Annotated in this window: 20 protein-coding genes and 5 pseudogenes; 22 read left to right on the top strand and 3 right to left on the bottom strand. The window is 66.1% G+C overall.

Annotated elements, in window-relative coordinates; translation table 11 throughout:
• Nucleotides 1-87: 87 nt before the first annotated feature.
• Nucleotides 88-315: pseudogene (locus tag IPM60_17995) on the top strand (hypothetical protein).
• Between the two features lie 2 nt (nucleotides 316-317).
• Nucleotides 318-659 carry a hypothetical protein gene (locus IPM60_17990; protein MBK8909676.1) on the top strand — a complete coding sequence of 114 codons (342 nt, stop codon included), beginning with the start codon at nucleotides 318-320 and terminating at the stop codon, nucleotides 657-659.
• A gap of 4,102 nt (nucleotides 660-4,761) precedes the next feature.
• On the opposite strand, the pseudogene IPM60_17985 reads toward IPM60_17990, so the two are convergent.
• Nucleotides 4,762-5,650 (bottom strand): annotated as a pseudogene (locus IPM60_17985) (ferritin-like domain-containing protein).
• A 539-nt stretch (nucleotides 5,651-6,189) separates the two neighbouring features.
• Here IPM60_17985 and nifA point away from each other — a divergent pair.
• The 8 genes and pseudogenes from nifA (at nucleotide 6,190) to modC (ending at nucleotide 12,815) form a co-directional block, all read left to right on the top strand.
• Nucleotides 6,190-7,822: pseudogene (nifA, locus tag IPM60_17980) on the top strand (nif-specific transcriptional activator NifA).
• Nucleotides 7,823-8,005: 183 nt separating this feature from the next.
• Nucleotides 8,006-9,342: pseudogene (locus tag IPM60_17975) on the top strand (radical SAM protein).
• Nucleotides 9,343-9,421: 79 nt separating this feature from the next.
• Complete coding sequence (locus IPM60_17970) at nucleotides 9,422-9,613, top strand: 4Fe-4S binding protein (protein ID MBK8909675.1); 192 nt, start codon at nucleotides 9,422-9,424, stop codon at nucleotides 9,611-9,613.
• Nucleotides 9,610-9,909, top strand: a complete 300-nt coding sequence (locus IPM60_17965; protein MBK8909674.1) for a nitrogen fixation protein NifZ — start codon at nucleotides 9,610-9,612, stop codon at nucleotides 9,907-9,909. Before IPM60_17970 ends, IPM60_17965 begins: the two co-directional genes overlap by 4 nt.
• 18 nt (nucleotides 9,910-9,927) lie before the next feature.
• Nucleotides 9,928-10,143, top strand: coding sequence for a putative nitrogen fixation protein NifT (gene nifT / locus IPM60_17960; GenBank protein ID MBK8909673.1), 216 nt, complete (start codon nucleotides 9,928-9,930; stop codon nucleotides 10,141-10,143).
• Nucleotides 10,140-10,940 (top strand): molybdate ABC transporter substrate-binding protein, encoded by an 801-nt coding sequence (gene modA, locus IPM60_17955; GenBank protein ID MBK8909672.1) that lies wholly within the window; start codon nucleotides 10,140-10,142, stop codon nucleotides 10,938-10,940. The genes nifT and modA overlap by 4 nt, the downstream gene beginning before the upstream one ends.
• 19 nt (nucleotides 10,941-10,959) lie before the next feature.
• Nucleotides 10,960-11,655 carry a molybdate ABC transporter permease subunit gene (gene modB / locus IPM60_17950; GenBank protein MBK8909671.1) on the top strand — a complete coding sequence of 232 codons (696 nt, stop codon included), beginning with the start codon at nucleotides 10,960-10,962 and terminating at the stop codon, nucleotides 11,653-11,655.
• Nucleotides 11,652-12,815: a molybdenum ABC transporter ATP-binding protein gene (gene modC / locus IPM60_17945; GenBank protein ID MBK8909670.1), complete on the top strand. Its 1,164-nt coding sequence runs from the start codon at nucleotides 11,652-11,654 to the stop codon at nucleotides 12,813-12,815. The genes modB and modC overlap by 4 nt, the downstream gene beginning before the upstream one ends.
• Nucleotides 12,816-13,237: 422 nt before the next feature.
• Here modC and draG read toward each other — a convergent pair whose 3' ends face one another.
• The gene (draG, locus tag IPM60_17940) at nucleotides 13,238-14,131 is read right to left on the bottom strand and encodes an ADP-ribosyl-[dinitrogen reductase] hydrolase (protein ID MBK8909669.1); all 894 of its coding nucleotides are present in this window, start codon (nucleotides 14,129-14,131) and stop codon (nucleotides 13,238-13,240) included.
• Nucleotides 14,132-14,150: 19 nt separating this feature from the next.
• Nucleotides 14,151-15,047: an NAD(+)--dinitrogen-reductase ADP-D-ribosyltransferase gene (locus IPM60_17935; protein ID MBK8909668.1), complete on the bottom strand. Its 897-nt coding sequence runs from the start codon at nucleotides 15,045-15,047 to the stop codon at nucleotides 14,151-14,153.
• 292 nt (nucleotides 15,048-15,339) lie between these two features.
• Between IPM60_17935 and nifH the strand changes: the two genes are divergently transcribed.
• From nifH to nifS, 12 genes and pseudogenes are all read left to right on the top strand, one after another.
• Entirely contained in the window at nucleotides 15,340-16,239 is a 900-nt protein-coding gene (gene nifH / locus IPM60_17930) for a nitrogenase iron protein (protein ID MBK8909667.1), read from the top strand.
• A 33-nt stretch (nucleotides 16,240-16,272) separates the two neighbouring features.
• Complete coding sequence (nifD, locus tag IPM60_17925) at nucleotides 16,273-17,742, top strand: nitrogenase molybdenum-iron protein alpha chain (protein ID MBK8909666.1); 1,470 nt, start codon at nucleotides 16,273-16,275, stop codon at nucleotides 17,740-17,742.
• A gap of 43 nt (nucleotides 17,743-17,785) precedes the next feature.
• Entirely contained in the window at nucleotides 17,786-19,324 is a 1,539-nt protein-coding gene (gene nifK / locus IPM60_17920) for a nitrogenase molybdenum-iron protein subunit beta (GenBank protein ID MBK8909665.1), read from the top strand.
• A gap of 63 nt (nucleotides 19,325-19,387) precedes the next feature.
• Nucleotides 19,388-20,782, top strand: a complete 1,395-nt coding sequence (gene nifE / locus IPM60_17915; protein ID MBK8909664.1) for a nitrogenase iron-molybdenum cofactor biosynthesis protein NifE — start codon at nucleotides 19,388-19,390, stop codon at nucleotides 20,780-20,782.
• Nucleotides 20,779-22,158: a nitrogenase iron-molybdenum cofactor biosynthesis protein NifN gene (gene nifN, locus IPM60_17910; GenBank protein MBK8909663.1), complete on the top strand. Its 1,380-nt coding sequence runs from the start codon at nucleotides 20,779-20,781 to the stop codon at nucleotides 22,156-22,158. The genes nifE and nifN overlap by 4 nt, the downstream gene beginning before the upstream one ends.
• 55 nt (nucleotides 22,159-22,213) lie before the next feature.
• Nucleotides 22,214-22,645 carry a nitrogen fixation protein NifX gene (nifX, locus tag IPM60_17905; GenBank protein MBK8909662.1) on the top strand — a complete coding sequence of 144 codons (432 nt, stop codon included), beginning with the start codon at nucleotides 22,214-22,216 and terminating at the stop codon, nucleotides 22,643-22,645.
• A complete protein-coding gene (locus IPM60_17900; protein ID MBK8909661.1) occupies nucleotides 22,645-23,118 on the top strand; it encodes a NifX-associated nitrogen fixation protein in 474 nt (157 codons plus the stop codon). Before nifX ends, IPM60_17900 begins: the two co-directional genes overlap by 1 nt.
• Nucleotides 23,119-23,164: 46 nt before the next feature.
• Entirely contained in the window at nucleotides 23,165-23,467 is a 303-nt protein-coding gene (fdxB, locus tag IPM60_17895) for a ferredoxin III, nif-specific (protein ID MBK8909660.1), read from the top strand.
• Between the two features lie 30 nt (nucleotides 23,468-23,497).
• A pseudogene (locus IPM60_17890) lies at nucleotides 23,498-24,112 on the top strand (nitrogen fixation protein NifQ).
• Nucleotides 24,113-24,224: 112 nt separating this feature from the next.
• The gene (locus IPM60_17885) at nucleotides 24,225-24,548 is read left to right on the top strand and encodes an iron-sulfur cluster assembly accessory protein (protein ID MBK8909659.1); all 324 of its coding nucleotides are present in this window, start codon (nucleotides 24,225-24,227) and stop codon (nucleotides 24,546-24,548) included.
• Nucleotides 24,549-24,561: 13 nt separating this feature from the next.
• Nucleotides 24,562-25,485: a Fe-S cluster assembly protein NifU gene (gene nifU / locus IPM60_17880; GenBank protein ID MBK8909658.1), complete on the top strand. Its 924-nt coding sequence runs from the start codon at nucleotides 24,562-24,564 to the stop codon at nucleotides 25,483-25,485.
• Between the two features lie 74 nt (nucleotides 25,486-25,559).
• Nucleotides 25,560-26,762 carry a cysteine desulfurase NifS gene (gene nifS, locus IPM60_17875; protein MBK8909657.1) on the top strand — a complete coding sequence of 401 codons (1,203 nt, stop codon included), beginning with the start codon at nucleotides 25,560-25,562 and terminating at the stop codon, nucleotides 26,760-26,762.
• Nucleotides 26,763-26,771 lie beyond the last annotated feature (9 nt).

The following is a 26,771-nucleotide window of genomic DNA, read 5'->3' as shown; positions in this document are numbered from 1 at the left end:
CTCCGCACAGCCCACACAGGCGTGCTGCTCTCCAACGTGGACACGCGGGCGCACCAGCATTTCTGACGACGTCGTCAGCGCCCGGCAGAAGGCAAGACCCCGTTCGCCGTCAGCCTCGCCCGCCTGCTCGCCCGCGGCAGGCCAGTGCTGCTGATCGACGCCGATCTGCAACGCTCCCAGTTGCTGCAAGACGTTCGACGCGCCGAAGGGACCGGGGCTGGTGGAGTGCTGCTGGACCCAGGAGCGCACTGGCGGGAAGGCGGTGCAGACCGACGAGCCGTCAGGCCTCTGGTTTACTCACCGCCGGCGATGTGAAGGTGCCGAGCCCGCAGGACGTGCTTTACAGGCTCCGGGCGCATGGGCAACCTGATCTTCGAGGCGTCGCCGGGCTGGATGCGGTGATCGTCGACACGCCGCCAGCGATGGCGGTGTCGGACGCCAGCGTCGTCCTGCAACATGTAGACCGCGCCGTCTACGGTGCGCTGGGGCGAGACGCCGCGGGACATAGTGGCCCAGGACTGGAAAACAACTCCGCGGCGGGCGCGAAGGTCACGGGCGTGGTGCTGTCGATGGTCGACCTGCGTAAGAACGCAAAGTACAGCTATAGCGGCTCAGCCTACTACTACTACGGCAAGCACTCCAAATACTACAGCTCCTAGCGCAGCGACCTCAGCGCCAGGCGTCGCGCCGTAGTTCCCGGACTGGGCGCAGCCGACGCCAAGCGGCAGGAAGAACAGGAACGCCACGCCGGAATCTGCGGGCTGAAATCCCCCAGCGAGTGCAGGCCGAGCTGGAGCACGGCGGCGACGGCGATCGGCCGGGATGCAGCGGTCGCGGCGGCGGCGTCGAGCCGGCGAAGCAGAGGATGCCGAAGCGCAGCGACGCGTGTGCCGAGGGCAATGCGGCCGCCGGGATGCCGGGATTCGACGGCGTTCTCCAGGTGGCTGTCGTGGGCGCGCTGGGCCGACCAGCTCGCCCTCGGGATCGTAGAGGCGGATCACCTGCTCGTAGGTGCCGGCCCCCGTCCCAGCCACGGCCAGTCGGCGATGGCGTCGACGTGGTCGCGAAGATGCGGGGGGCGGAGAGTCTTCCCGCGGAAATGTCATGAGGCGCTCCGGAAGTCCCTCCTCCGCCCAGGAACAGGAACGGCACCGGCAATGCTGCGGCCGCTGCCGGCGCCAGGACATGGTGGCGCGCCGCCACCGGGCACTCGGACTCCCTGCGACGGAGCGGCTGAGGACGGCGAGGTGCCGACGGCGGCAACCGTCGACAACAGCCCGCCGCGGGACTGGGTCAAGAGGACGGAGCCGAAAGATCAGGGCGATCACCAGCAACAGGACGCCGCGCCGCCCAGCAGCCACTCCACCAGGATCTCGCGCCGTTCACGTTCGTCCTCCTGATTCGTTCTTGCGGTCGAGCTCGATCATGAACACCGCAACCGCGCACAGCAAGCCGGGCCCGGCGAAGACGTCGCTATAGTTGCGCGTTTGATGAACGTGCTGGAAGTGACCGGTTGCCCGGCGCCGCTGGGGTTATCGTGGAGGTGAAGGTCGAGCCGCTTCCAGAGCGACGGCCGCGAGGGCCCGCAGAACGCGAATACGCAGGCAAGGACGTAGAGGCGGTGACGCGGACGGCGAGTTTGGCGGCTTGTCGCGGCTGCGTCATCCTGCGGCGCTGGCCAGGAACACGCCCGCGGCTCTATGAGGAGGCGGGGTCACCCCACCATCGCGGCATCGGGATTGACGGCCCGCGGCGCCAGGCAGCGTGGCCGAGCGCCTCGGCGGCGAGACGCGCAGATCCGGGTGGCTCAGGGCGGGCGGGCGCGACCTCCGGCGGCCATGACTGAACGGCTGCCCAGAGGGATGCCGGCGACGGAAAACGGGAGGATCGCCCAGCAGATGGCGGCGGCGATGCGGCGACGCGGCGCCTTCCGCGGATCACCTGGACGCTCCACACGACGGATCGGCATCGCAATAACCACGCCATGCCAGCGACCGCGTCCATTGCAGGACGGCGCGGGGCAACACGGACGCCAGTAGCACCGTAATCAGCAGAACCAGGGAGGGACCGCGCGACGCCGGGATGGAGAAGCATCGACCTGCCGCGGCGCCGGATGGGTCCGGCGCTCTCGCAGCTCCGCTTCCGGGGCCGGTTGTTTCCGCTACATCGGCGCGGCCGGCGCTACGTCGCCCGCGCGTCGGCTGTCGCCTGGGCGTTCGTTACCACGTCGCGCCCGGGTCCTGCGTCCCGCGGCTCCGCTTCCGGGTCCGGCCACGGACTCTCGAAGATCGCCTCGGTTTCCCCGGTGGACCCGCATCGTCACCCAACGCCGTCTGCGGGACCGGGAAGCGCCTCCGGGGGACGGCGCGGAGGCCAGAATCTCGGCTAGGGTGCCGCGGCTCGTGGTCCCAAGTGCGGCGGATATGACCACTCCGGTCGCCTCCTCCGCCACGTCGCTCAGTACGGCTCGGAAACTAAAGCCAGCGTCCGCCCTACCACTGCTACGGCCTGCGACGTCAGTCCAGGGCCCGTCAGCGCCGCCAGCCCGGCGGCATGCGCCCACGGTCGACCACGTCTCCTCCGCAGCGTCCTCCGTCAAATGCGCTGTTCCCCCAGATTGATTCCGAACTGGAGCTAGGAGGGTCAGGCTGCAGCGCCTCCCAGAAGCTTTCCTCCAGAAGCGACTCCATCTCCATGAGCTCAGCGCGCGTAGCTTGAGCCTTCGCGGAACACCGCCGCCAGCACGCAGCCGGTCGCAAGGCCGGCCCAGAGCGTCAGGCGCTTCCCGCCACGCCAGCGCCCTGCGGTTCGATCTCGCGGACGATGGTGACGACGTCCTCGGCGTGAAAGTTGCGCCGGTGACCAGCTTGTCAAAGCGCCGCCTCTCCGCTCCGACCGGCAAGGGCGCTACCGAGCATGGGGACGCACAAATAGAGGATGACCGATGCCGGCGCGTCAGGCTCAGCGCGGCGGAGCCAAACCGCGCCGGCCTTGCAGGTGCCGCCGGTCGTCGCACTGCTCCGGGATCAGAACCGTTGCGCGGACCGCGGCCGCTGGTCACCACTCAAGGGCGCCGGCCGTCGACCGCCTCGCGGTTCGGCGTGATCCGCGCGTCGTCGATTTTCGATCGGCATCACTCAGAGATGACTGGCCGGAAGACGGGCCAGAAGAAGTTGGCCGGAAGAAATTGCTCGGCGCAGGCAGTTCGGCCGCGCGCCAAAGGGTTCCCGGGATTCAGGGACGGCTCAAGCCGCCGGAAGGACCTGACCGCTTCGGCGCGCTCTGAACGCAGCAAGACTCGGCTGGAGGCTTCTGCGGTGGCTTCACTACAGTATCGGCGGCGCCGGCGCAATGGGACTGGCAACGAACCGCACAAGCTTGCGTTCGTTCTGCCGCAATTTAGCCTGGATGTTCTCAAATCTCTGCCGAGGGTTGAACCGGCGCTCGCAGCGGTCGATCGACTTCTGCCGCTCCTCATCAGCTACGATGCGCTTGTCCGGCAGTGGCGGGCGGGTGTCCTCCGGTCACTCCCGGCCGAAGGCGGCTGCGTTCCAGTGTCAGGCAGGCTGTCTTCCGGTTCATTGTTATACTGCTCGGAAGCTGGTGAACTCGCCACGACCGCCCCATAGGACAGCGCCGCCGCGACCGGCATGAACAGAAATGGCGCCGTTTAATCATCGTCCACCCCTCCTCGAAGGTGGCGGTGGTCCTACACCAACTTATCTGCTTATTGAGAAGCATCATTCACGTCAACGCGGGAGAAAGCAAAACGCCGGGCGCGACGGCGATAACAGAACGATCCGAGCCCCACGCGGCAGCACGTGCTTCTGCGGACGCGGTTCCGGTCGCCGACCACCGCCGCCAATCGCGCACGTTCACTCAGCGGTCACGATCTGAAGCCCTTATCCACGTTGACGGGCGCAACGCGCCCGACGGCACGTCCACGAGGTCAGCATCCGGGCGACGGCATGGTGCTCGCGGGCGGCGAAGCCCGGTCCGTCGTCGGCGAGGAACTCGCGCTCGCGACGGCTGTCGATCAGACGGCGCGAGGCGACGCTGATGCAAACCGAGCAAGGTCATGGACCGGATCCGCGACGAGAGCCGGCGGATGCCGCCGCGAAAGCCCCGTAACGATCAGGCCGGCGGTCGTGCCGGCGACGAGCGCAGGCGACGCGGCGGCGGGGAACAGGGCAACCCGGGGCCTGCCGTGCTGCCGGAGAAAGGCCGCGACCGCGGCGTTGTAAGAGCGAGGAGCCGCGGCGGGCGACGGCCCGGTGAGACCAGTTAGTGCCGGGGTCAGCTTGTCGAACGCCGCGCCCATGTCCGAAGTGGCAAGTGCGATTTGTCATTTGACAGCGGCGCGCGCCAATTCGGCATAATTCCGGGAACATCCGAGGCGGTCTCCGCCCGACCAAGCCGGTATCGGACTGCGGCATGCCACGCTCGATCAGCGCTCGCACCCGGGGTGAGGCGAGAATGGCCTCGGCAAGGGCGTCGCGCCCGGACGAGCCGTCGGCATCCTGCCAGGGCAACTCCAGCAACTCGACCACCACCAGCCGTTCCACCTCGCGCGCGGCGTCGCTGCGAAGAACACCATCACAAATCTGGCAATCGCAGAACGTCAGCCACAAGATGGCACCGGCGACCGTCGTTTATAGGGATTCGTTGGGCCGGTCGGCCTCCAGAAGATAATGGATGTCATGCAATCGACAAGATTTCCTCGCGGCGCGGTCAGGCGATCCGGTGAAAGGGCCGTCGGTATCAGGCCTCGGCCAGCGCTGTTTCGCGCTCGATCCACTGTTCGAGGATCGCGACGTGGGTCTGCTCCTCCTTGGCGAAGTCCCCGGCAATCCCGCGGATTTCTTTATCAGGCGAGGTCGCGGCGATGTGATGGTAGAACTCGGACCCGAGCTTTTCCCCGTCCAATGCAGCCCGCATCGCGTCGACACGAGAGAGGCGCGCATTGCCCGGCCCATAGCGCGGTCTGCTCGGGGTAACCAGATCCGGCCAGACATGCTCCTTCGGCAGGAGAGCGGTTACGTCCTGGTCTCCCAGGAGCGCCTTGACCTCGTCGCGATGGAGGCGCGAATAGGTGGAAAGCTTGCGGAAGAGGTCCGCGACCTCATCGTTGCCGCAGCCCGCCATGGCCTCCGCGAGGTCGTCGAAATGAATCGCCGCTTCGTCTTCGACCTTGATGGCATACGCCAGGAATTCGTCGACGGAGCCGATCTTGATCCCGCCGGCAAAGATCCCTGCGGCGATCGACATGGCCGGCTTCCTCGCCGGCAGCGTTTCGTCGCCGCCAAACGCGACCATGATGTCTTCGTCGCGGATGAAAGACTGGCAGGCCAGTCGATACCGCGGCGGCATGTCGTTGACTTCGGTCGCCTCGATCTCGTGCCGGGTAATCTTGCCAAGCTGTTTCAGGACCTCCTTTTCCTTCTCGGTCAAACCGATCCCGTAACGCACGGCGGGATTGGGAGTGATAACTTCAACCACGCATGAACCGCATTCCCGTCGCGGCAGTCGAGACAGGATCCGGGATCTTGTGGGATCGCGCCACGGAAAGGATGGTGCCGCGGTGCCCCGCAATGGCATAGACGGTCACGTCCTTTGCCATCATCGGTGACGAGAAAGTCACGTTGGCCATTCGAATGCTCCTGCTCTCCGGATGTGATGCGCCTCTGAATTCGCCGCCGCGCGCAACCCGGCACAGCGAACGCGGACAAGCGCCGCAGCTCAGTCAGCAAGAACTGCGCCACGTGGCAACCGCAGGGATCCTGCGCTTTCCGATATGAGCCGCGGCGTGATGGCGACAGAATTGTCGTCTTCGGCCGTCCCTCCGTCGCGTTGCCGACATCCACGGTTCCGCAGCCTTTGCCCGAATGATGAGCATGCCACCACGGTCTGCGCTAATTTCTGGCGCGCGCCATGCGCCGAGGTTTTCCGTGTGCATCTAAGGCTCTGATCAACCGCGCGATTATTTGCGCGGGTCTGCGGCACGCGTATTGCTACAGAAAACGAAAGACTTGCGCAGGACGAAGGTGCAACGAGGAACGTTCGAGGCTCCCGGGACAGTTCGCCATGTAGCCGGAGGTCGGCTGCTGAGCGATCTGGGCATGGTGCTTGACGTCAACCCGATGCGATCCGGCTCCGATGGCTGGATCCTTGTTCGCGAGGCCGCAGTCAATGGACGCCATCAATGCAATGAAGACGTCCCTGTCGCTCGTCAACATGTACGAAATCAGCAAGATCCTGACATCGACCGCAGACTTGCAGGCGCAACTTCGTGGCGTGCTCAATCTGTTGGCGTCGTATATGGAAATGCAGCGCGGCATCGTCGCGATCACCGACGGCAAAGGCTCGCTGCGCATCCTCGCGGCCGCAGGGCTGTCATCGTCGGCGGTCAACGACGGCGCCGCCGACATGCCGGCGGAGATCGCCGCGCGCATCGTCGCCGGACAGGCGCCATTCGTGACCGAGAACGTCGCTGACGATCCGCTTCTCGCCGAGTACGTGCGGGTGCCGAGCGTGCTCGAAGACGAGACCGTCTCGTTCATCGCCGTGCCCGTCAAGACACTGGGCACACCGTTCGGCTTCCTTGCCGTAGCGCGCGTGCGGCGGAGACATGTTCTCGTGAGCATCGGCGAGGACATCCGCTTCCTGACCATGGTCGCCAACCTGATCGCGCAGACGGTTCGGCTGCACGAGCGCATGAATCCCGCCGAGCGCGAGCCCGACGCGGAGTTCGCCGATCTCTACGTTCCATCCCGCGCCGCAGCGGCGGACGCCGAGTACCGGCTCGACAACGTGATCGGCGCCAGCCGCCCCATGCAGCAGGTGTTCGCCCAGGTGCACCTCATTGCACCGACCCGATCGACCGTGGTGATCCGTGGCGAAAGCGGCACCGGCAAGGAAGCCATCGCCCGCGCGGTGCATACGCTCAGCAGCCGCGCCGGCGGACCGTTCATCAAGGTCAACTGCGCGGCGCTGCCCGACACGCTTCTGGAGTCGGAATTGTTCGGTCACGAGAAAGGCGCCTTCACCGGCGCCACTCACCAGCGCAAGGGGCGGTTCGAGCTCGCCGATGGCGGCACGCTGTTCCTCGACGAGATCGGCGACGTGTCCGCGGCGTTCCAGACCAAGCTCCTGCGGGTGCTGCAGGAGCGTGAGTTCGAGCGCGTCGGCGGCACGTCGACGATCCACGTCGACGTCCGCATCGTCTGCGCAACCAACCGCAATCTGGAAGAAGCCGTCGCACGCGGTGATTTTCGCGCCGATCTCTATTACCGCATCAACGTCGTCCCGATCTTCATCCCGCCGCTCCGTGAGCGGCGTCCGGACATACCGGCGCTCGCCGAACACGTCCTCAGCGCCTTCAACGCCGAAAACGACCGCAACCTCACGTTCTCCGAGCAGGCGATGCGGGTCATCACGTCCTGCGACTACCCCGGCAACGTTCGCGAGTTGGAGAACTGCGTCTACAGGGTGGCGACGTTGTGTCGCGGCGACCGGATCGACATGATCAGTCTTCCGTGTCAGAGCGGCGTTTGCCACTGCGCCGCGCTCAAGGCGGAAACCGCCACTCTATCGGCGATCGAGCCGGAGGCCCCTCCGCCGCCGGCCGTCGACGAACCGGCACCGGATTGGAGCCGGATCGACGGCATCGCCGCGTTCGGCGCCTTGCCCCAGCGCGCGCTTGATCCGCGTGATGGAACGCGCCGGCTGGGTTCAGGCCAAGGCCGCCCGCATGCTCGGCATGACCCCGCGCCAGGTCGGCTACGCGCTCCGGAAGCACGGTGTCGAGATCAAGCGTCTGTAGCGCGCCCGCGGTCCGCAAGGGTGTCGGATGTCCGACAGAGTGTCGTACTGCCGACAGATCGGGAAAGCCCGGCCAATCAGTTAAACTCCTATTTTGCAGAGAGTTTTGCGGCGTGGCACAGAGCTTGCTCAAGTCCGGTGGAGCGATCCGCAACCGATTTGGAAAGCCGATCCGGTGCCGAACATCATCCCCCTCCAGGCTATCGCCACATCACGCTCCGGCGCTTCTTCCCCGCAGGCGCATGCCGGCCGCGACGACGCGTCCGGGTGCGGCGCCAAATCCTGCGGATCGGCGTCCGGCGCCGCAGCGCTTCCGGCCGCGGTCTGGGACAAAGTCAAAGACCACCCCTGCTACAGCCAGGAGGCGCATCACTTCTTCGCCCGCATGCACGTCGCCGTGGCGCCCGCCTGCAATATTCAGTGCCATTACTGCAACCGCAAGTACGACTGCGCCAACGAGAGCCGGCCGGGCGTCGTCAGCGAGACCCTGACCCCCGAAACCGCGGCACGAAAAGCGGCATGGGTAGCATCGCAGGTACCGCAGCTTTCCGTCGTCGGCATCGCGGGGCCCGGCGACGCCCTCGCCGATCCGCGCCGCACGTTCGAAACCTGCGCGCGCATCGCCGAGGCGCTGCCCGACGTCAAGCTGTGCCTTTCCACGAACGGCCTGGCTCTACTCGACAACGTCGAGGCGATCGTCGCCCACGCCATCGACCACGTGACCATCACCATCAACGCCATCGATCCCGCCATCGCTGCCCGGATCTACGCCTGGGTATCGTTCGACAAGCGGCGGCGCAAGCGCGCGGCGCGTTCCTGCATAACGTGATGCCGTTGATTTCCGACCCGGCGCATGGCACCCACTTCGGCCTGACCGGCCGGCACGGCCCCACTGCGGTCGAACTGAAACAGGTGCAGGACGATCTCGCCGGCGGCGCCAACCTGATGAAGCACTGCCGCCAGTGCCGCGCAGACGCCGTCGGCCTGCTTGGCGACGACCAGGGTCCGGCGTTCAGTATCGACCGGCTCCCGGCCGAAACCGCCGTCGACCACGAAAGCCGCCGCGCCTACCGCGCCGTGGTCGAGCGCGAGCGCAAGCACCGCGACGCCGCCGCGTCGGGCGTCACGGATGACCTGAGCCGGGTGGCGACCGACGAGCGCCGGCTGTTCGCGGTCTGCACCAAGGGCAGCGGCCGTATCAACCAGCACTTCGGTCACGCCCGCGAGTTCCAGATCTATGAGGCGGACCGCGACGGCGTGCGCCTCGTCGGCCACCGCCGCGCCGCCCAGTACTGCCAGGGCGGATATGGCGAAGCCGAAACGATGGACGCCGCCATCGCGCTGCTCGCGGACGTATCCGCCGTTCTTTGCGCCCGCATCGGCCACGGTCCGCGCGAGCGCCTGACGGCCGCCGGGATCCGCGCAATCGACCATTGCGCCCATGAGTACATCGAAACGGCTGTCGCCCGCCTGTTCATCGAAGAACTGGGCGGCGCCGGACAGGCCGCGCGCATTGCGTGACCATGCTGCGCTTGCGGTCTGAACAGTTCCGATCCGTTGCGAAGACCTGCGCACCGCCAGGACGAGAGGGAAACCTGAAATGGCTATGAAGATCATCGCCGCCGATTGCACGGCGTGCGGAACTTGCGAGTTCGGTTGCCCCAACTCCGCGATCCGGATGAAGGGCGACACCTACGTGATCGATCCCGCGAAGTGCGGCGAATGCGTCGGCTTTTTCGATTCGCCCAAGTGCGTTTCCGAATGCCCGGCCGACTGCATCATACAGGCATGAGCGCCAGCGCCGTCGATCCAGCGGAACCCGCGGCCGCCGACGAGGGCCTGCCCGAAGTCTACGGCCCGCCCCGGTTCCTGCCGGGTCAAAAGGTGCGGGCGGTGGCGGCGGTGCGCAACGACGGCACGATGCCGGGCGTGGCCCGCGGCGCGTTCCTGGTGCAGGCCGGCGACGAGGGCTACGTGACCGGCTTCGGCGAATTCCTGCAGCGGTACTACGTCTACACGGTCGACTTCGTTGCCCATGGCCGCCTGATCGGCATGCGGGGCGGCGAGATCGAAGCCTTGGAAGATTGAAATGCCTGGAGGATTGAAATGAAAGTGACCATCGGCCGCAGCGGCGACGGCTACTCCGCCTACGTCCCCAAGAAGGACCTGGAGGAGGCCATCGTGGCCATGGAACTGCCGCACCTGTGGGGCGGTTGGATCGACCTCGCCAATGGCTGGCGGCTGGCCCTGCCGGAGATGGAAGCCGAAAGCCGCCTGCCGATCACCGTCAACGCCAAGCGGCTCAGCACGGGTGCGCCATGACGCCGATCGGCGCGGCGCACGTCATCCGTCTGGCCGCCTCCGTTCTGGCGGCGCTGGTGTACGTTCTGTGGGGCGCGGTTCCGGCATCGGCCCGCCAGGTTGACACCGCATCCGCGCGCCAGGCGACCATCGCCGTCGCTGCCAACTTCACCGCCGCCGCCAAGGACATCGCCGCAGCGTTTACCGCTGCGACCGGCCATGACGTGCGCCTCAGCATAGGTTCGACCGGGCAGCTCTACACGCAGATCACCCAGGGCGCACCTTTCGACGTGTTCCTGGCGGCCGACAGGCTGCACCCGCAGAAGGCGGTCGACGCCGGCTACGGCATCGCCGAGCATCGCTTCACCTACGCCACTGGCCGTCTCGTCCTCTACGGCAAGGCGGCGGAAATGGGCGACGGCGAAGGCACCCTGAAGCGCGGGGCCTTCAGCAAGATCGCCATCGCCAATCCCGAGACGGCGCCCTACGGCGCCGCGGCTGTCGAGACGATGAGCGCGCTCGGCATCTACGACCGTCTGGCAGCGAAGATCGTCAAGGGGAACACCCTCACCCAGGTTTACCAGTTCATCGAGACCGGCAACGCAGAAGTGGGTTTCGTCGCGCTGTCGCAGGTCGTCGGCCGCAGCGGCACGTCGGTCTGGATGGTGCCGGAGCAGCTTTACCGCCCGATCGCCCAGGACGCCGTTCTGTTGCAGCGTGGTGCCGGCAACGAGGCGGCGCTCGCGTTCGTCGCTTTCCTTCGGGGCTCGGAAGCGGGGCGGATCGCCAGCGCGCACGGCTACGGGACCGGCGAGTAGGCTTGCGCGGGAGCGACCGATGACCGATGTCGCAGAACTCTGGCCGCCGATCGAACTGACTCTCCGGCTCGCCGCGCTGACCACCGTTCTGCTGCTGGTGATCTGCACGCCGCTGGCATGGTGGCTGGCGCGATCCACGGCGCGCTGGCGGGAAGCGGTGGCTGCGGTGGTCGCGCTGCCGCTGGTGCTGCCGCCGACGGTGCTCGGCTTCTACCTGCTGCTGGCGCTCGGGCCGGACGGGCCCGGCGGCTGGGCGGCGGGCCTTTTTGGCGGGAACACGTTGGCCTTCACCTTCGAAGGGCTGGTCATCGGTTCCATCCTGTACTCGATGCCGTTCGTCGTGCAGCCGATCCGCAACGCGTTCGAAACGGTCGGCAACCGGCCGGTGGAGGTGGCGACGACGCTCAGGGCTTCGCCGTGGGACACGTTCTGGTCGGTGGCCGTCCCCCTCGCCCGCCCCGGATTCCTCACCGGCGCCGTGCTCGGCTTCGCCCATACGGTCGGCGAGTTCGGCGTCATCCTGATGATCGGCGGCAACATTCCCGGCGAGACGCGGGTGCTGTCCATCGCCATCTTCGAGTATGTCGAGACCCTGCAGTGGACCAAGGCGCACGTGTTGGCCGGCGGGATGCTGGTGTTCGCCTTTCTGGTCATACTCTCGATGATGCTGGTTGAGAAACGCATCGGGCAGGCCGGGGCCGGGGCAGGACGATGAGCGCACACGCCGACAGCATCGTCGCGGGGATCAACGGCACCGTCGGCAACTTCACGCTGAATGTGGCGCTGGAGGCGCCGATGCGCGGCATCACCGCGTTGTTCGGGCCATCCGGCTGCGGCAAGACGACGATCCTCCGCTGCATCGCCGGCCTGACCCGCCTGCCCGGCCGGATCAGCGTCGGCGGCACGCCTTGGCAGGATGACGAGCATGGCATCTTCGCCAAGCCGCACGAGCGGGAAATCGGCTACGTCTTTCAGGAACCGAGCCTGTTCCCCCACCTGAACGTGCGCAAGAACCTGCTTTACGGTTTTCGGCGCGCAGGCCGCCGGGCCGGGCGCCACGCCGAACGCCGCGGCGCGGCCCGCACACTGCCGCCGGAGGAAGTGATCGGCATGCTCGGCGTCGGCCATCTGCTGGACCGCTCGCCAGCGGCGCTGTCCGGCGGCGAACGCCAGCGCGTCGCCGTCGGCCGGGCCTTGTTGTCGCAGCCGAGCGTCCTGTTGATGGATGAGCCGCTGTCGGCGCTCGACCAGCGATCAAAGGAAGACATTCTGCCCTATTTCGACTCGCTGCACCGAAGCCTGTCGATCCCGATCGTCTATGTGACCCACAGCGTCACCGAGGTCGCGCAGCTCGCCGACCGCATCATTCTCTTGTCGGAAGGCCGCCATGTCGCCGCCGGCAGCGTCTTCGAGATGGTCCAGCGCTTCGACCTGCGGCCGTCGGCGGGCCGGCGCGACGCCGGCACCACGGTGGTGGCTACCGTCGCCGCCCACGATGCCGGTTACCAGCTCACCCGGCTCGATCTCGACGGCCAGGCGATCTTCGTGCCCTTGATCGATGTTCGGCCGGGGGAGCGCATCCGGCTGCGCATCGACGCCGAGGACGTGGCTTTGGCCACCCGCCGGCCGGAGAACACCTCCATCCGCAACACCCTCTCCGGACGCGTCGCCGAGATCCGCGACGAACCGGGCACCGCCTTCACCAACGTCGCGATCGGCATCGGCGAGGCGCGCATCCGTGCCGTCGTCACCCGGAAGGCGGCGGACGACCTCTCCCTCACCGCCGGCATGCCGGTCTTCGCCCTGATCAAGAGCCTGTCGTTCGACGGCTTCTCCAACGGCCCCGGCGCCATGACAGCCACCCGCGCCGCCTGAACCCCGGCCACCTGGAACCCGGCGTAACCCGCCTCGCACTATCGCGCGGCGACGCGACCACCATAACGGGAAGCGCCCGGTCCGCTCCTGTGTCCGTTTTGCCCCGAATGTACCGGTTTTGTGTCCATCCTGCCCAGGCCAACCCATTCTAACTGGTTGATAACGTTGAGTTTGTGTCCGTTTGGCCTGAAAAGGTGTATGCGAATGTATGCAGCCCCTCCGCAACCTGTTGTTTTCAGGACGCTATTTTGGATGCCACGGGTGGCCGCGGCGTATCCCCCGATGCAACCGCAGCGCGTTGCCGTCCGCAACCATCGCACCGCCGCTTGGCGCCCTGCGGGCAATTCGAAGCATATCCCATATATGCGCATCTCCCGCGCAGGGCAGAGGCCGTTTGTTCCACCCACCAGGAGCTTGGCGGTTCAGTCTCCTTTTCGCGCCTCGGCCATGCTTAGCAGCGCCGGAACCTGCCGCTCGATTTCCCTGACGACCGACTTGTCCAGGGTCTTGAGCCAGGAGCGGGGGATCGACGCCGCGCCATATGTGGCGCCGGCGAGCATGCCGGCCAGAGCGCCGGCGGTGTCGGCGTCGCCGCCGACGTTGACGGTCTCGATGATGCAGGCGCGCACCGAATCCGTCAGGAAATAAAAGTGCAGGACGGTGCGGACGGTATCGACGATGTAGGCCGAGCAGACGCCGTTGTAACGGTCGAAACGGAACGCCGGGTGGGCGCGGACGAGGGCCTGCGCTTCCTCACGGCAGTCGGTGATGCCGCCGCCCTTGACCAGCCGCTGCACCATGCGCCCCATCGCCAGGGTGGCCGCGTCCGACAGAAGGTGGTTATGGGTGATGTGGCACTGGGCGATGGTCCAGTCGCGGAACGCCTCCGGGTCATCGAGGGTGGCCAGGGCGACGGGCAGGTTGCGCATGCAGGCGCCGTTGCCGGCGTCGCCCTCGTTGGGAGGGGATGCGGTGGCGCCGCTGACGATGTAGCGGCGGATGCCCCGGCGGCAGGTGTTGCCGACATCGGCGGGTACGCCGCGGAGCCACTGGGCGAAGCCTTCGCAGACCGCTGCGGAGTCCCAGCCGCCGCTGTCGATGATGGCGCGGCCGACGCAGAGCGTCATCTCGGTGTCGTCGGTCACCTGGCCCGGGTCGAGGTTGAGCCAGCCGCCGCCGGTCAAGCGGCAGTGCTTGCCGTAGCGGGCCGCGATTTCGCCGGCGGTCATGAACTCGACGGTGGCGCCCAACGCATCGCCGACGGCAAAACCCAGGAAAGCGCCCAGGGCGCGGTCGCTGAGTTCTGCCGGGGGAATGATCGCGCGCCTCCCGCCGTCAATAATAGCTGGCGCGGACGCGGTAATCGCCGCCGATCGCCAGATACTCGCTCTCGCCCGCCAGCGGCGCCGCAGACAGCAAGCCGTTGAAGAAGACGATTTTGCTGAACGGCACGTCCGCTTCCAGGATGTAGGATCCGAAGCAGCCCGCGATGTCCCGCTCGCCGGAGAACGACACCAGGTTGTTCAGGGTGACGATCACCGTCCGCGGGTCGAGCCGCTCGACGATGGGATGCTCGTCGAAGTCGACGATGGGATGCTCGTCGAAGTCGTTGACGCCGCGATAGAGCCGCCGGCACCGGGCTTCCGGCTGAAACCGCGCCAGCGACCACTGGGCGAATTCGTAAACCAGATCGAGTTGGCCGAAAATGGCATTGCCGTGAAAGCGGCTGCACATCTTTTCCTCGACGTAGCGCATCCAGGCCGGCGACGAGAAGCGCCGGAGCGGGGCCTTGTGATAGGTCGGGAACAAGCCGAAACGGCTTTCCGCCCACCCCTTCAACACCGCGCCCTCGGGGCCGTTGCTGTCGTGCGCCCAACCGCGGATGAGCCTGATGTAGCTGGAGCGATACCGTCGGCGGCTGTCACCGCCCCGCCGCGCCCCGTCCCGCAATTCCAGCCCGCGCTGCTCCGGGTGAAGCCCGAACACCACTTCCATGTAGGCCGCGAAGGTTTCCGCCGCATCGCCGGCGGATCCGACGCGGTCCAGCATTTTGAACAGGCCGCTGTTGGATTCGCGCGCGCCGGCGATGCGCAGCGGCAGCCGCGCCCGGTTGAAGGCGTCGCTGGCGAGCAGGCCAGTGGGCACGCCGACCAGATTGGTGCTGTGCCCTTTGCGGGAAACGATGTCGGGCTCGGTTTTGCCGGCGCGTACGAGGGTCGGGACCGCAGTCATGTCCCACTATGCAAGCAAGCTCCGTTCCAAGCGGACATCCACGGCAAACCGCCGTTTCGGCGGCTGCGCATGCGCCCCGCCTGTGGGGCTTGCAACATTGTGTCGGAGAATGTCGCGATCCCAACACCGCGCCAGGTCGCCCGACGCAGGCCATCGCCCGGCAGCAAACGATTGATTTCGTTACCCTCATGATACGACCGGCAGAGATCGCCGCTGTTGGCACGGTCATTGCGGATAGGGCGCCGAGAGCATGGAAAGCTCAAAACGGACACGCAAGAGGGAGACCATCGCCATGAGTGATCTTCGACAGATCGCCTTCTACGGCAAAGGAGGCATCGGCAAGTCGACGACGTCACAGAACACGATCGCGGCGCTTGCAGAGATGGGCCAGAAGGTGTTGATCATCGGCTGCGACCCCAAGGCGGACTCGACCCGCCTGATCCTGCACGCCAAGGCGCAGCAGACCGTCCTCCACCTGGCGGCGGAAGCCGGCTCGGTCGAGGACCTTGAACTGGAAGACGTGCTGCGCACCGGTTACCACGGCGTCTCGTGCGTCGAGTCGGGCGGCCCTGAGCCGGGCGTCGGCTGCGCCGGCCGCGGCGTCATCACCTCCATCAACTTCCTGGAGGAGAACGGCGCGTACGAAGGCCAGGACTACATCGTCTACGACGTCCTCGGCGACGTGGTGTGCGGCGGCTTCGCCATGCCGATCCGCGAGAACAAGGCGCAGGAAATCTACATCGTCATGTCCGGCGAGATGATGGCGCTCTACGCCGCCAACAACATCTCCCGCGGCATCCTCAAGTACGCGAACACCGGCGGCGTCCGCCTCGGCGGCCTGATCTGCAACTCGCGTCAGACCGACCTGGAGCTGGAACTGGCGGAAGCCATGGCCGGCAAGCTCGGCACCAGGCTCATCCATTTCGTCCCCCGCCACAATATCGTCCAGCATGCCGAACTCCGCCGCATGACGGTGATCGAGTACGCGCCGGAGTCCGAGCAGGCCGACGAATACCGGAAGCTGGCCAAGAACATCCATGAGAACAAGGGCAAGGGCGTGATCCCGACGCCGATCACCATGGACGAACTCGAGGACATGCTGATGGAGTTCGGCATCCTCAAGTCGGACGAGGAGATGATCGCCGAGCTGGAGGCCAAGGAAGCGGCGCAGAAGGCGCTGGCCGACGCTTAAGTCCCGCCGCCGCCCCGCATCCAGGAGGAGAACATGAGCCTCGACTACACCAACGACCGGGAGTTCCACGAGCAGGTCATCGAAGACGTGCTGGCGTCGTACCCGGAGAAGATGCGCAAACGCCGCAGCAAGCACCTCAACGTCGTCAGCGAGGGCGATTCCGACTGCGGCGTCAAGTCCAACATCAAGTCGATGCCGGGCGTCATGACGGTGCGCGGCTGCGCCTATGCCGGTTCCAAGGGCGTGGTGTGGGGTCCGGTCAAGGATCTGGTCCACATCTCCCACGGCCCGGTCGGTTGCGGCCAGTACTCGTGGTCGCAGCGTCGCAACTACTACGTCGGCGAGACCGGCGTCGACACCTTCGGGACGATGCAGGTCACCTCCGACTTCCAGGAGCGTGACATCGTCTTCGGCGGCGACAAGAAACTGCGTCAGTTGATCGACGAGATCGAGACGTTGTTCCCGCTCGCCAAGGGCATCACCGTCCAGTCGGAATGCCCGGTCGGCCTGATCGGCGACGACATCGAAGCGGTCGCCAGGGAGAAGGGCAAGGAACTCGGCAAGCCCGTCGTGCCGGTGCGCTGCGAAGGCTTCCGCGGCGTCTCCCAGTCCCTCGGCCATCACATCGCCAACGACACCATCCGCGACTGGATCTTCGACCGCGAGAAGCCGTCGGACCGGGCGGAAGGAAGCCCCGGCTTCGAGCCCGGCCCCTACGACGTGGTCGTCATCGGCGACTACAACATCGGCGGCGACTGCTGGGCGTCGCGCAAGCTGCTCGAGGAAGTGGGATTGCGGGTCATCGCCCAGTGGACCGGCGACACCAGCCTGGCCGAACTGGAGCGGGCGCCGAAGGCCAAGCTCAACCTGATCCACTGCTACCGCTCCATGAACTACATCTCCCGCCACATGGAGGAGAAGTACGGAACGCCGTGGTTCGAGTTCAATTTCTTTGGCCCGTCGCGGATCGAGCAGTCGCTGCGGGCGATCGCCGAACACTTCGACGACACCATCAAGGCGAACGTCGAGAAGGCCATCGCCAAGTACCGGCCGCTCGCCGACGAGATCATCGCCAAGTACCGGCCGCGTCTCGAGGGCAAGAAGGTGATGCTCTACGTCGGCGGCCTGCGTCCCCGCCACATGGTCGGCGCCTACGAGGACCTGGGCATGGAGGTCGTCGGCGCCGGCTACGAGTTCGCCCACAAGGACGACTACCAGCGGACGATGAGCCACGTGAAGGACGGCACCCTGATCTTCGACGACGTCACCGCCTACGAGATGGAGAAACTCATCGAGCGCATCCGCCCGGATCTCGTCGGTTCGGGCATCAAGGAGAAGTACCCGATCCAGAAGATGGGCGTGCCTTTCCGTCAGGTCCATTCCTGGGACTACTCGGGCCCCTACCACGCCTACGACGGTTTCGCGGTATTCGCCCGGGACATGGACATGGCCATCAACAATCCGGTGTGGAGCAAGTTCAAGGCCCCTTGGGCGGTGGCGTAAAGCCTCCCCCGCTCCTCCGCCACGCCGTACCAGGAGAACAGTGATGCCGCAGAGCACCGAAGCGATCAAGGACCACGTGGGCTTGTTCCGCGAGCCCGAATACAAGGAAATGCTGCGGGATAAGCGCGCCAACTTCGAGTGCCCGCACCCGCCCGAAACCGTCGAAGCGATCAGCGCCTGGACCAAGAGCGACGACTACCGCGAGAAGAACTTCGACCGGAAGGCGCTGGTCATCAACCCGGCCAAGGCGTGCCAGCCGCTCGGCGCAGTGTTCTGCTCCAGCGGCTTCGAGGGCACCCTGTCCTTCGTGCACGGCTCCCAGGGCTGTGTGGCGTACTACCGCTCTCATCTGTCGCGGCACTTCAAGGAGCCGACGTCCGCCGTATCCTCGTCGATGACCGAGGACGCGGCGGTATTTGGCGGCCTCAACAATATGATCGAGGGCCTCGCCAACGCTTTCGCCCTCTACGAGCCGAAGATGATCGCCGTCTCCACAACCTGCATGGCGGAAGTGATCGGCGACGACCTGCACGCCTTCATCGGCACCGCCAAGGAAAAAGGCTCGGTGCCGGCGGACTTCAACGTTCCGTTCGCACACACGCCGGCGTTCCAGGGCAGCCACGTCAACGGGTACGACAACATGCTGCTCGGGATCCTCCGGAACTTCTGGGAGAGTGACGAGCGGACCCCCGGCGCCGCCATCAACATCATCCCCGGCTTCGACGGCTACTGCGTCGGCAACAACCGCGAACTCGCACGCCTTCTCGACGTGATGGATGTGGCGCACACGATCCTCTGCGATCCGTCCGACGTGTTCGACACACCGAGCGACGGCACGTTCCGCATGTACGACGGCGGCACCACCATCGACGAGACCAAGGCGGCGCTGAACGCCAAGGCGACCCTGTCGCTGCAGGAGTTCTGCACCAAGAAGACGTTGGCGTATGCGAAGGAAAAGGGCCACGAGGTTGCCAGCCTGCATTATCCGATCGGCGTCGAGGCGACCGACGAATTGCTCATGGCCATCTCCCGGATCGCCGGCAAGCCGATCCCTGACTCCCTGCTGCGGGAACGGGGCCGGCTGGTGGACGCGTTGACCGACTCCATGTCCATCGCTCACGGCAAGACGTTCGCGGTGTTCGGCGATCCGGACTTCGTCTACGGCATGTGCCGCTTCCTGATGGAGATGGGGGCGGAGCCGCGGCATGCCCTCGCCACCAACGGCACCAAGCCCTGGGCGAAGCAGATGAAGGCAATGCTGGAGTCGTCGCCGTACGGCAAGGATTGCGAGGTCTGGCCGGCTTGCGATCTCTGGCACATGCGGTCCTTGCTCAACACCGCGCCGGTCGATTTCCTGATCGGCAGCAGCTATGGGAAGTATCTGGAGCGGGACACCGGCACGCCGCTGATCCGCCTGACCTTCCCGATCTTCGACCGCCACCACCACCACCGCTTTCCGACCTGGGGTTACCAGGGCGGGCTTCACGTGCTGGTGCGCATTCTCGATACCATCCTCGATCGTCTCGACGCGGATACCAACGAGGCCGGCGTCACCGACATCAGCTTCGATCTGACCCGTTGACCCTGACTTTCTAAAACCTGGGGGCGGCGCCCACTGCCGCCCCCGTCCTTCAGCGAGGACGGCATGCTGAAGCAGCGTATCGCCACGGCATTCGACGAACCGGGTTGCGACGTAAACCGGGCGAAGAGCGAAACCGATCGCAAGCGCGGCTGCACTTCCAAGTCGCTCACTCCCGGGGCAGCCGCCGGCGGCTGCGCCTTCGACGGCGCCAAGGTGGCGCTCCAGCCGATTACCGACGCCGCCCACATCGTCCACGGTCCCATCGCCTGCGAAGGGAACAGCTGGGATAGCCGCCACGCACTCTCGAGCGGCCCGCAGATCTACCGCACAGGGTTCACCACGGACCTGTCGGAACTGGACGTCATTCACGGCGGCGAGAAGCGGCTCTACCGGGCGATCCGTCAAGTTGCGAACACCTACCGGCCGGCGGCGATCTTCGTCTACGTCACGTGCGTGCCCGCCCTGATCGGCGATGACGTCGATGCGGTTTGCGCGGCGGCGGAAGAACGCCTGGGACTGCCGGTGATCCCGGTCAACGCCCCCGGCTTCGTCGGCTCGAAAAACCTCGGCAACAAGCTCGCCGGCCAGGTGCTGCTCGACCGCGTGGTGGGCACCCGCGAGCCGAAGCGGACCACGCCGACCGACATCAACATCATCGGCGATTACAATGTCGCCGGCGAGTTGTGGCAGATCCTGCCCCTGCTCGATCGCCTCGGCATTCGCGTCCTCGCCTCGATCACCGGCGATGCCCGGTATGACGAGATCGCCAGCGCCCACCGCGCCCGGGTCAACATGGTCGTCTGCGCCCAGGCGATGGTCTCGTTCGCCCGCGCCATGGAAGAGCGCTACGACATCCCGTATTTCGAAGGATCTTTCTACGGCATCTCCGAAACATCCACGACACTCCGCGAAATAGCACGGCTGCTGGTTGCCCGCGGCGCGCCCGCCGATCTGATCACCCGCACGGAAGCGCTCATCGCCCTCGAGGAAGCGATCGCCTGGAAGCGCATCGACCCCTATCGCGAGCGCCTTCGGGGCAAGCGGGTGCTGCTCTACACCGGCGGCGTCAAATCCTGGTCCGTGGTCTCCGCTTTGCAGGATATCGGCATGACGGTGATCGGGACGTCCGTGCGCAAATCCACAGATGGCGACAAGCGCCGGATCGATGAGCTGATGGGTGAGGATGCCGCCCGTTTCGGCCAGATCCCCGGCGGCGAACTCTATCGCATGCTGGCCGGCGGCGAAGCCGACATCCTCATGTCCGGCGGCCGCACCCAGTTCGTCGCCCTCAAGACCAAGACCCCCTGGCTCGACATCAACCAGGAACGCCACCACGCATACGCCGGCTACGAAGGCATGGTGGCGCTGGTGCGTCAGATCGATGCGACCCTTCATCACCCTGTTTGGCGTCAGGTCCGTCGGCCGGCGCCATGGGACACCGCCGGAGCCCGTCGATGAGCATCGCCCAAACCGGAAGCAACGAGAACGGATTCAAGGCCTGCGTCGTAAACCCTTTGAAAACCAGCCCCGCGCTTGGGGGCGCTCTCGCTTTCCTCGGGGTCGACCGCAGCCTGCCGCTGCTCCACGGCAGCCAGGGGTGCACGGCGTTCGCGCTGGTGATGCTGGTTCGCCATTTCCGCGAGGCGATCCCGCTGCAGACGACCGCGGTAAGCGAACTCAGCGCCATCCTCGGCGGCGCCGAGAATATCGAGCAGGCGATCGGCAACATCTATGACCGCGCCAAGCCGCGATTGATCGGGTTGTGCTCGACGGCGCTGACCGAGACCCGCGACGAGGACGTGCGCGGCGATCTCCGCTGCATCATGCCCCGCCACCCGGAGTGGCGCGACCTCTCCGTGGTCTACGCCGCAACCCCTGACTTCGCCGGCAGCCTGGAAATCGGCTGGGCCAGCGCAGTACAGGCGATCATCGACACCCTGGTCGAAGAAAAGGGGCCGTCTCGGGTACTGCGCCAGGTGAATTTGCTTCCGGCGAGCTACATGACCCCGGCGGATGTGGAGGCCGTTCGCGACATCATCGAGAGCTTCGGGTTGACGGCGATCGTCTTGCCGGACCTGTCGGGCTCCCTGGACGGTCACGTTCCGGACGAATACGTGCCCACATCCCTTGGCGGCGTTTCGGTCGACAGAATTGCCTGCATGGGCGCGTCGCAGATGACACTCGCGATCGGGGAGCACATGCGGGGATCGGCAGAGGCGCTGGAACGCCGCGCCGGCGTGCCGTTCCAGGTCTTCGACCGCCTGCTCGGGCTGGAGGCGTTCGACAGTTTCGTCGAGACCCTGATCGATCTCAGTGGCCGGCCTGCACCGGCTGCGCTGCGACGGGATCGCAGCCGGCTGATCGATGCAATGCTCGATGCGCACTTCTATTTCACCGACCGAACCGCCGCAGTCGCCCTGGAGCCCGATCTCCTGCTCGCGGTGACCCGGTTTCTGGAAGAAATGGGGGCGCACGTGACGGCCGCGATCACCACCATGAAAACGGCCGCCGTGGCCAAGGCGCCATGCCAGGCGCTCCAGGTGGGCGACCTCGAGGACCTCGAGAGGATGGTTACACCGGGCGGTTGCGACCTCGTCATTGCCAACGCCCACGCCGAAGCGGTTGCCGCATCCATCGGCGCGCCGCTGTACCGGATGGGGTTCCCGGTGTTCGACAGGCTCGGCGCCGGACACCGGATCGGCGTCGGCTACCGCGGCAGCCGCGAGTTGCTGTTCGACCTCGGTAACCTGCTCATCGAAAACCGAAGCGAACCCGCACCCTACCTGCGTCGGGGCCGGGAGGCGCACGTCCGCGCAGCCGCCGTCGATGCCTAGATTGCGCCTCGTTGACCCCGCGGGTGACCCGCGCGCAGCAGCGGAAGGAGGACCCATGCGAGTAGCTTTCGCCACCAACGACATGAAAACCATGGATGCGCACTTCGCCGGCGCCCGCAACATGGTGGTCTACAGCGTGACCGAAGACGAGTCCCAGCTCGTCGAGGTCGCCCGCTTCGATGACACCAGCAAGGAGGACGGCCGGCACGCCGAACCGGACGAAGACCGGATCACTCCGCGCGTCGAAGCCATCGCGGGTTGCGCGCTCCTGTTCGTTCTCGCCATCGGCGGGCCGGCGGCGGCCAAGGTGGTGAACCACCGCATCCATCCGATCAAGCTGCCGCAGGCGGAGCCGATCGAGGCCATCCTGGCGCGGGTCCAGGCGATGCTCAAAACCTCTCCGCCGCCGTGGCTGCGGAAGGCGATGGGCGTCAAGTCCGCGAAACAGCTCGATTTCATTGACGACGGCGTCGAGGAGCGCGCGTGATGGCATCTGCAGGCGCGGCCGCCGACCGGGTGACTCCGGATCCGCTCTACCGGGAGTCCCTGGTCAAGCTCATGCGAGCGCACGACACTTACGGCGCTTGGGCAAAAAAACCCGATGACGACGTTCTGCAAGGCTTCGTGATCACCAGGGAACAGCGGCGTGCGATACCGATCGTCGGCGATCCCGACCCCAAGGTGCTGTGGCGGATCGAGGTGTTCTATATCGCCGTTGCCTACGCAGTCACCCGGAACACCGGTCTCGACGCGATGCCGCTGATCCGCATCTCGGGGGAGGGCTTCGGCCGGGTCATGATGAGCGTCGGGAGGCTCGTCGTGCTGAGCCGCACGCTTCGCGACGTCCATCGCTTCGGGTTCGAGTCGCTGGAAGCGTTGGCCGACGCGGGCGAGGCGCTGGTGGCGGAAGCCATTCAAGGGATCGAGCGCTACCCAGCCGTCGCGCGGGATGCGGCATAAGCAACCGGGCGCAGCATTCGTCCAATGCAATCTGAGGAGAACGATCATGCCGATCTCGGCACCGACGAGGCGCGACGGCACACCGTGGGACCCCAAGTTCATCGAAGCGATCAATGAGGAAACCTGCATCGGTTGCGGCCGGTGCTACAAGGTTTGTACGCATGGCGTCCTCGCCATGATGGGTATGACGGAGGACGACGACCTGGTTCCGGCTGACGACGACGAAGCCGAACGCATGGTCATGACGATTGCCGCAAAAGGCCGTTGCATCGGCTGCGAGGCCTGCGTCCAGGTTTGCGGATCCAAGTCGATCACCTTGATTTCGGCCGCTGAGGCTCTCGCGGCCTGAACCGGGCGCGATCCGCAGGGGGACGGTTCCATGGCCCCGCTCGTCGAGCGGTTATGGCACGCCGGCCGCGGCGACCCGTTCGACCGCATGGTGTTTTCCTGCGCCATCGCGATCGGGCTCTCCGACGCGCGGCGGCCGTTGACGGAGGCGCTGGGCCTCGCGCCGCTGGCGCTTGCCCACATGCTCAACGCCTATTTCCCCGGCTGCTGGCGGTACCTGCCGGCCCGGACCCGGGGCGATTCCGCCGGCGACGACGAGATCTAAGAGCCGGACCTTCGGCGGCTGCTGCTCGACCACCGCGCCTGCGGGCGCGTCGAGGAAGACTGGCTGGCCTGCATCCTCGCCCGCCGTTCCCTCTATCCCAATCATCTCTGGCAGGATCTCGGCCTGTTCGACCGGGATGCTTTGAACACTCTGATGGACCGTCACTTCCACCGTCTCAGGCTGCTGAACCGCCTCGACATGAAGTGGAAGAAATTCTTCTACCGCCAGCTCTGCGAACGGGAGGGCGTCGCCATTTGCAAGGCGCCCACCTGCGATGCCTGTACGGACGTCGGCATCTGCTTTGGCGCGGAGGCCGGCGAGCCGTTGTCGGTGTTGCAGTTCGACGTGTCGGACACCCGACAAACCGGACGCCCGCGTTGAGGATTGTCGCCCCTGCTCCGTCCCTTCTCTCGACTTAACAATGCGTAAGGCGCTTGGCATACGGCTTGCTGAGCATTTGCCAAAGGCAAAGACGGCTGAAGGACAGCGAGACATGGTGGAACTGACCAACAGAGCCCAGGAGACGCTCCGGCGCCTGATCGAGGGTGCGGAAACCGATGCCAATGGGCTCCGCATCATGGTCAACAGCGGCGGATGCTCAGGGCTGCAATACGGTCTCAGCCTGGAGCGCACCGCTTGCGACGGCGACCGGGTGTACGCGTTCGGCGATCTCAAGGTCTACGTCGATCCGAACAGCCAAAGCTCCGTCGAAGGAATGCGCGTCGACTTCGTCGAAAGCGTCGAAGCCTCTGGCTTCGTGTTCGACAACCCCAATGCGAAGGACCTCTGCAGTTGCGGCAAGTCCTTCTCGAACTGAGGGCGGGCGAACCATGTGGGACTATTCCGAGAAGCTCAAAGATCACTTTTTCAATCCGCGCAACGTCGGCGTCCTGGACGACGCCAACGGCGTCGGCGAAGTGGGGTCGATCGCCTGCGGCGACGCGCTTCGGCTGATGGTGCGTGTCAACGAAGCCACCGGGCGAATCGACCGGGCAACGTTCGAGACATTCGGTTGCGGCTCGGCTATCGCGTCGTCGTCCGCGTTGACCGAACTCATCACCGGTAAGACGCCCGACGAGGCGCTGGCGGTCTCGAACCAGGACATCGCCGATTATCTCGACGGCCTGCCGATGGAGAAGATGCATTGCTCGGTCATGGGCGCGGAGGCTTTGCGCGCCGCGATCGCCAACTATCGCGGTGAAACCGCCGAGGCGGACGCTCACGACGACGGCCCGTTGATCTGCAAGTGCTTCGGCGTCGAGCAGGGCATGCTCGAACGGGCGATCCGCGGCAACGGCCTGACCACGATGACCAAGGTCACCGCCTACACCAAGGCCGGCGGAAGCTGCGCCACCTGCCATGAGAAGCTTGAGGACGTGCTGCTGTCCATGAACGCCGCCATGGTCGCCGACGGCAGTCTCGCCGCGGACACCGCCTTCCGGAAAGCGCCTCCGGCGCCGCGGTTCGCTGTACCGTCGCCCGCGCCTTCCGGCACGGCGGGAATGACGAGCGTCGAGCGCATCCTCCGGGTTCAGAAAGCCATCGATGAGGTGAGGCCGACGTTCCTGCGCGACGGCGGCGACGTCAAGCTGGTGGACGTGGCCGGCGATCTGGTGACGGTGAAACTGTCCGGCACGTGCGCCAACTGCGAGATGGCATCGGCCACCTTGCACGGCCTGCGAGAGCGTCTCGTGCCGAGCTTCGGACGGGCGGTTCGGGTCGTACCGGATACCGCAGCCGCCCTGTACGCCTGAACCGAAACCGACCGCTCCCGCCGCCCATACGAAGCTTCGGCCAACCTGCACGGCCCAGAGCAACGGATACTGCCATGAACGGAATCTATCTCGACAACAACGCCACCACCCGCGTCGACCCGCTGGTCGTCGAGGCCATGTTGCCGTTCTTCACCGAGCGCTTCGGCAATCCGTCTTCGATGCATTCCTTCGGCGACGGCGTCAGCCGTCACATCGGCGAAGCCAGGTCGCACCTCCAGGCCCTGCTCGGCGCCGAATTCGACCATGAGATCGTGTTCACCTCATGCGGCACCGAGTCGGACAACGCAGCGATCATCAGCGCGCTTCAGACACAGCCGGATCGCCGCGAGATCGTCACCAGCGCCGTTGAGCACCCGGCGGTCCTCTCGCTCTGCCGCCACCTGGAGGAGCGGGAGGGATACCGCCTCCACGTCATTCCGGTCGACAGCAAGGGCAGGCTCGACATCGACGCCTTCGCCGCCGTCCTGTCGCCGCGTGTGGCGATCGCCTCGATCATGTGGGCCAACAACGAGACGGGGACCATCTTCCCGGTCGAGCGGCTTGCCCGCCTCGCCAAGGTCTTCGGGATAATGTTCCATTCGGACGCGGTGCAGGCGGTCGGCAAGGTGCCGATGAACGTCAAGAATACCGACATCGACATGGTGTCGCTCTCCGGCCACAAGTTGCACGCCCCGAAGGGAACCGGCGCCTTGTACGTCCGCCGCGGCACCCGCTTCCGCCCGCTATTGCGCGGCGGGCACCAGGAGCGCGGACGCCGCGCCGGCACCGAGAACACCACCGGCATCGTCGGCCTGGGCAGGGCGTGCGAACTGGCGCTCGACCATATGGCCGATGAGAACGGCCGGGTTCGCGCCCTCCGCGACAAGCTGGAAAAAGGCATCGTCGACCGGATCGGCGACTGCTTCGTCACCGGCGACCGCGACAACCGCCTGCCCAACACCTCGAACATCGCCTTCTCGTTCATCGAGGGCGAAGCGATCCTGCTGCATCTGAACCGGGCCGGCATCGCCGCCTCCTCTGGATCGGCGTGCACGTCCGGATCGCTGGAGCCGTCGCACGTGATGCGGGCCATGGACGTGCCGTTCACCGCTGCCCATGGTTCCATCCGCTTCTCCCTGTCCCGCGACACGACCGAAGCGGAGATCGACAGCGTGCTGGAGGTCCTGCCGCCGATCGTCCAACTCCTGCGCGAGATGTCGCCGTTCTGGTCGGAACGCGGTGCAGCCCCGGCAGGCTTCACGCCGGCCTACGCGTAACGGATCGCA

The sequence above is a fragment of the Rhodospirillales bacterium genome (genome assembly GCA_016710335.1).
In the GTDB taxonomy this organism is placed as follows: domain Bacteria; phylum Pseudomonadota; class Alphaproteobacteria; order Rhodospirillales; family Defluviicoccaceae; genus JADJXQ01.
This window is presented reverse-complemented; position numbering and strand designations above follow the sequence as displayed.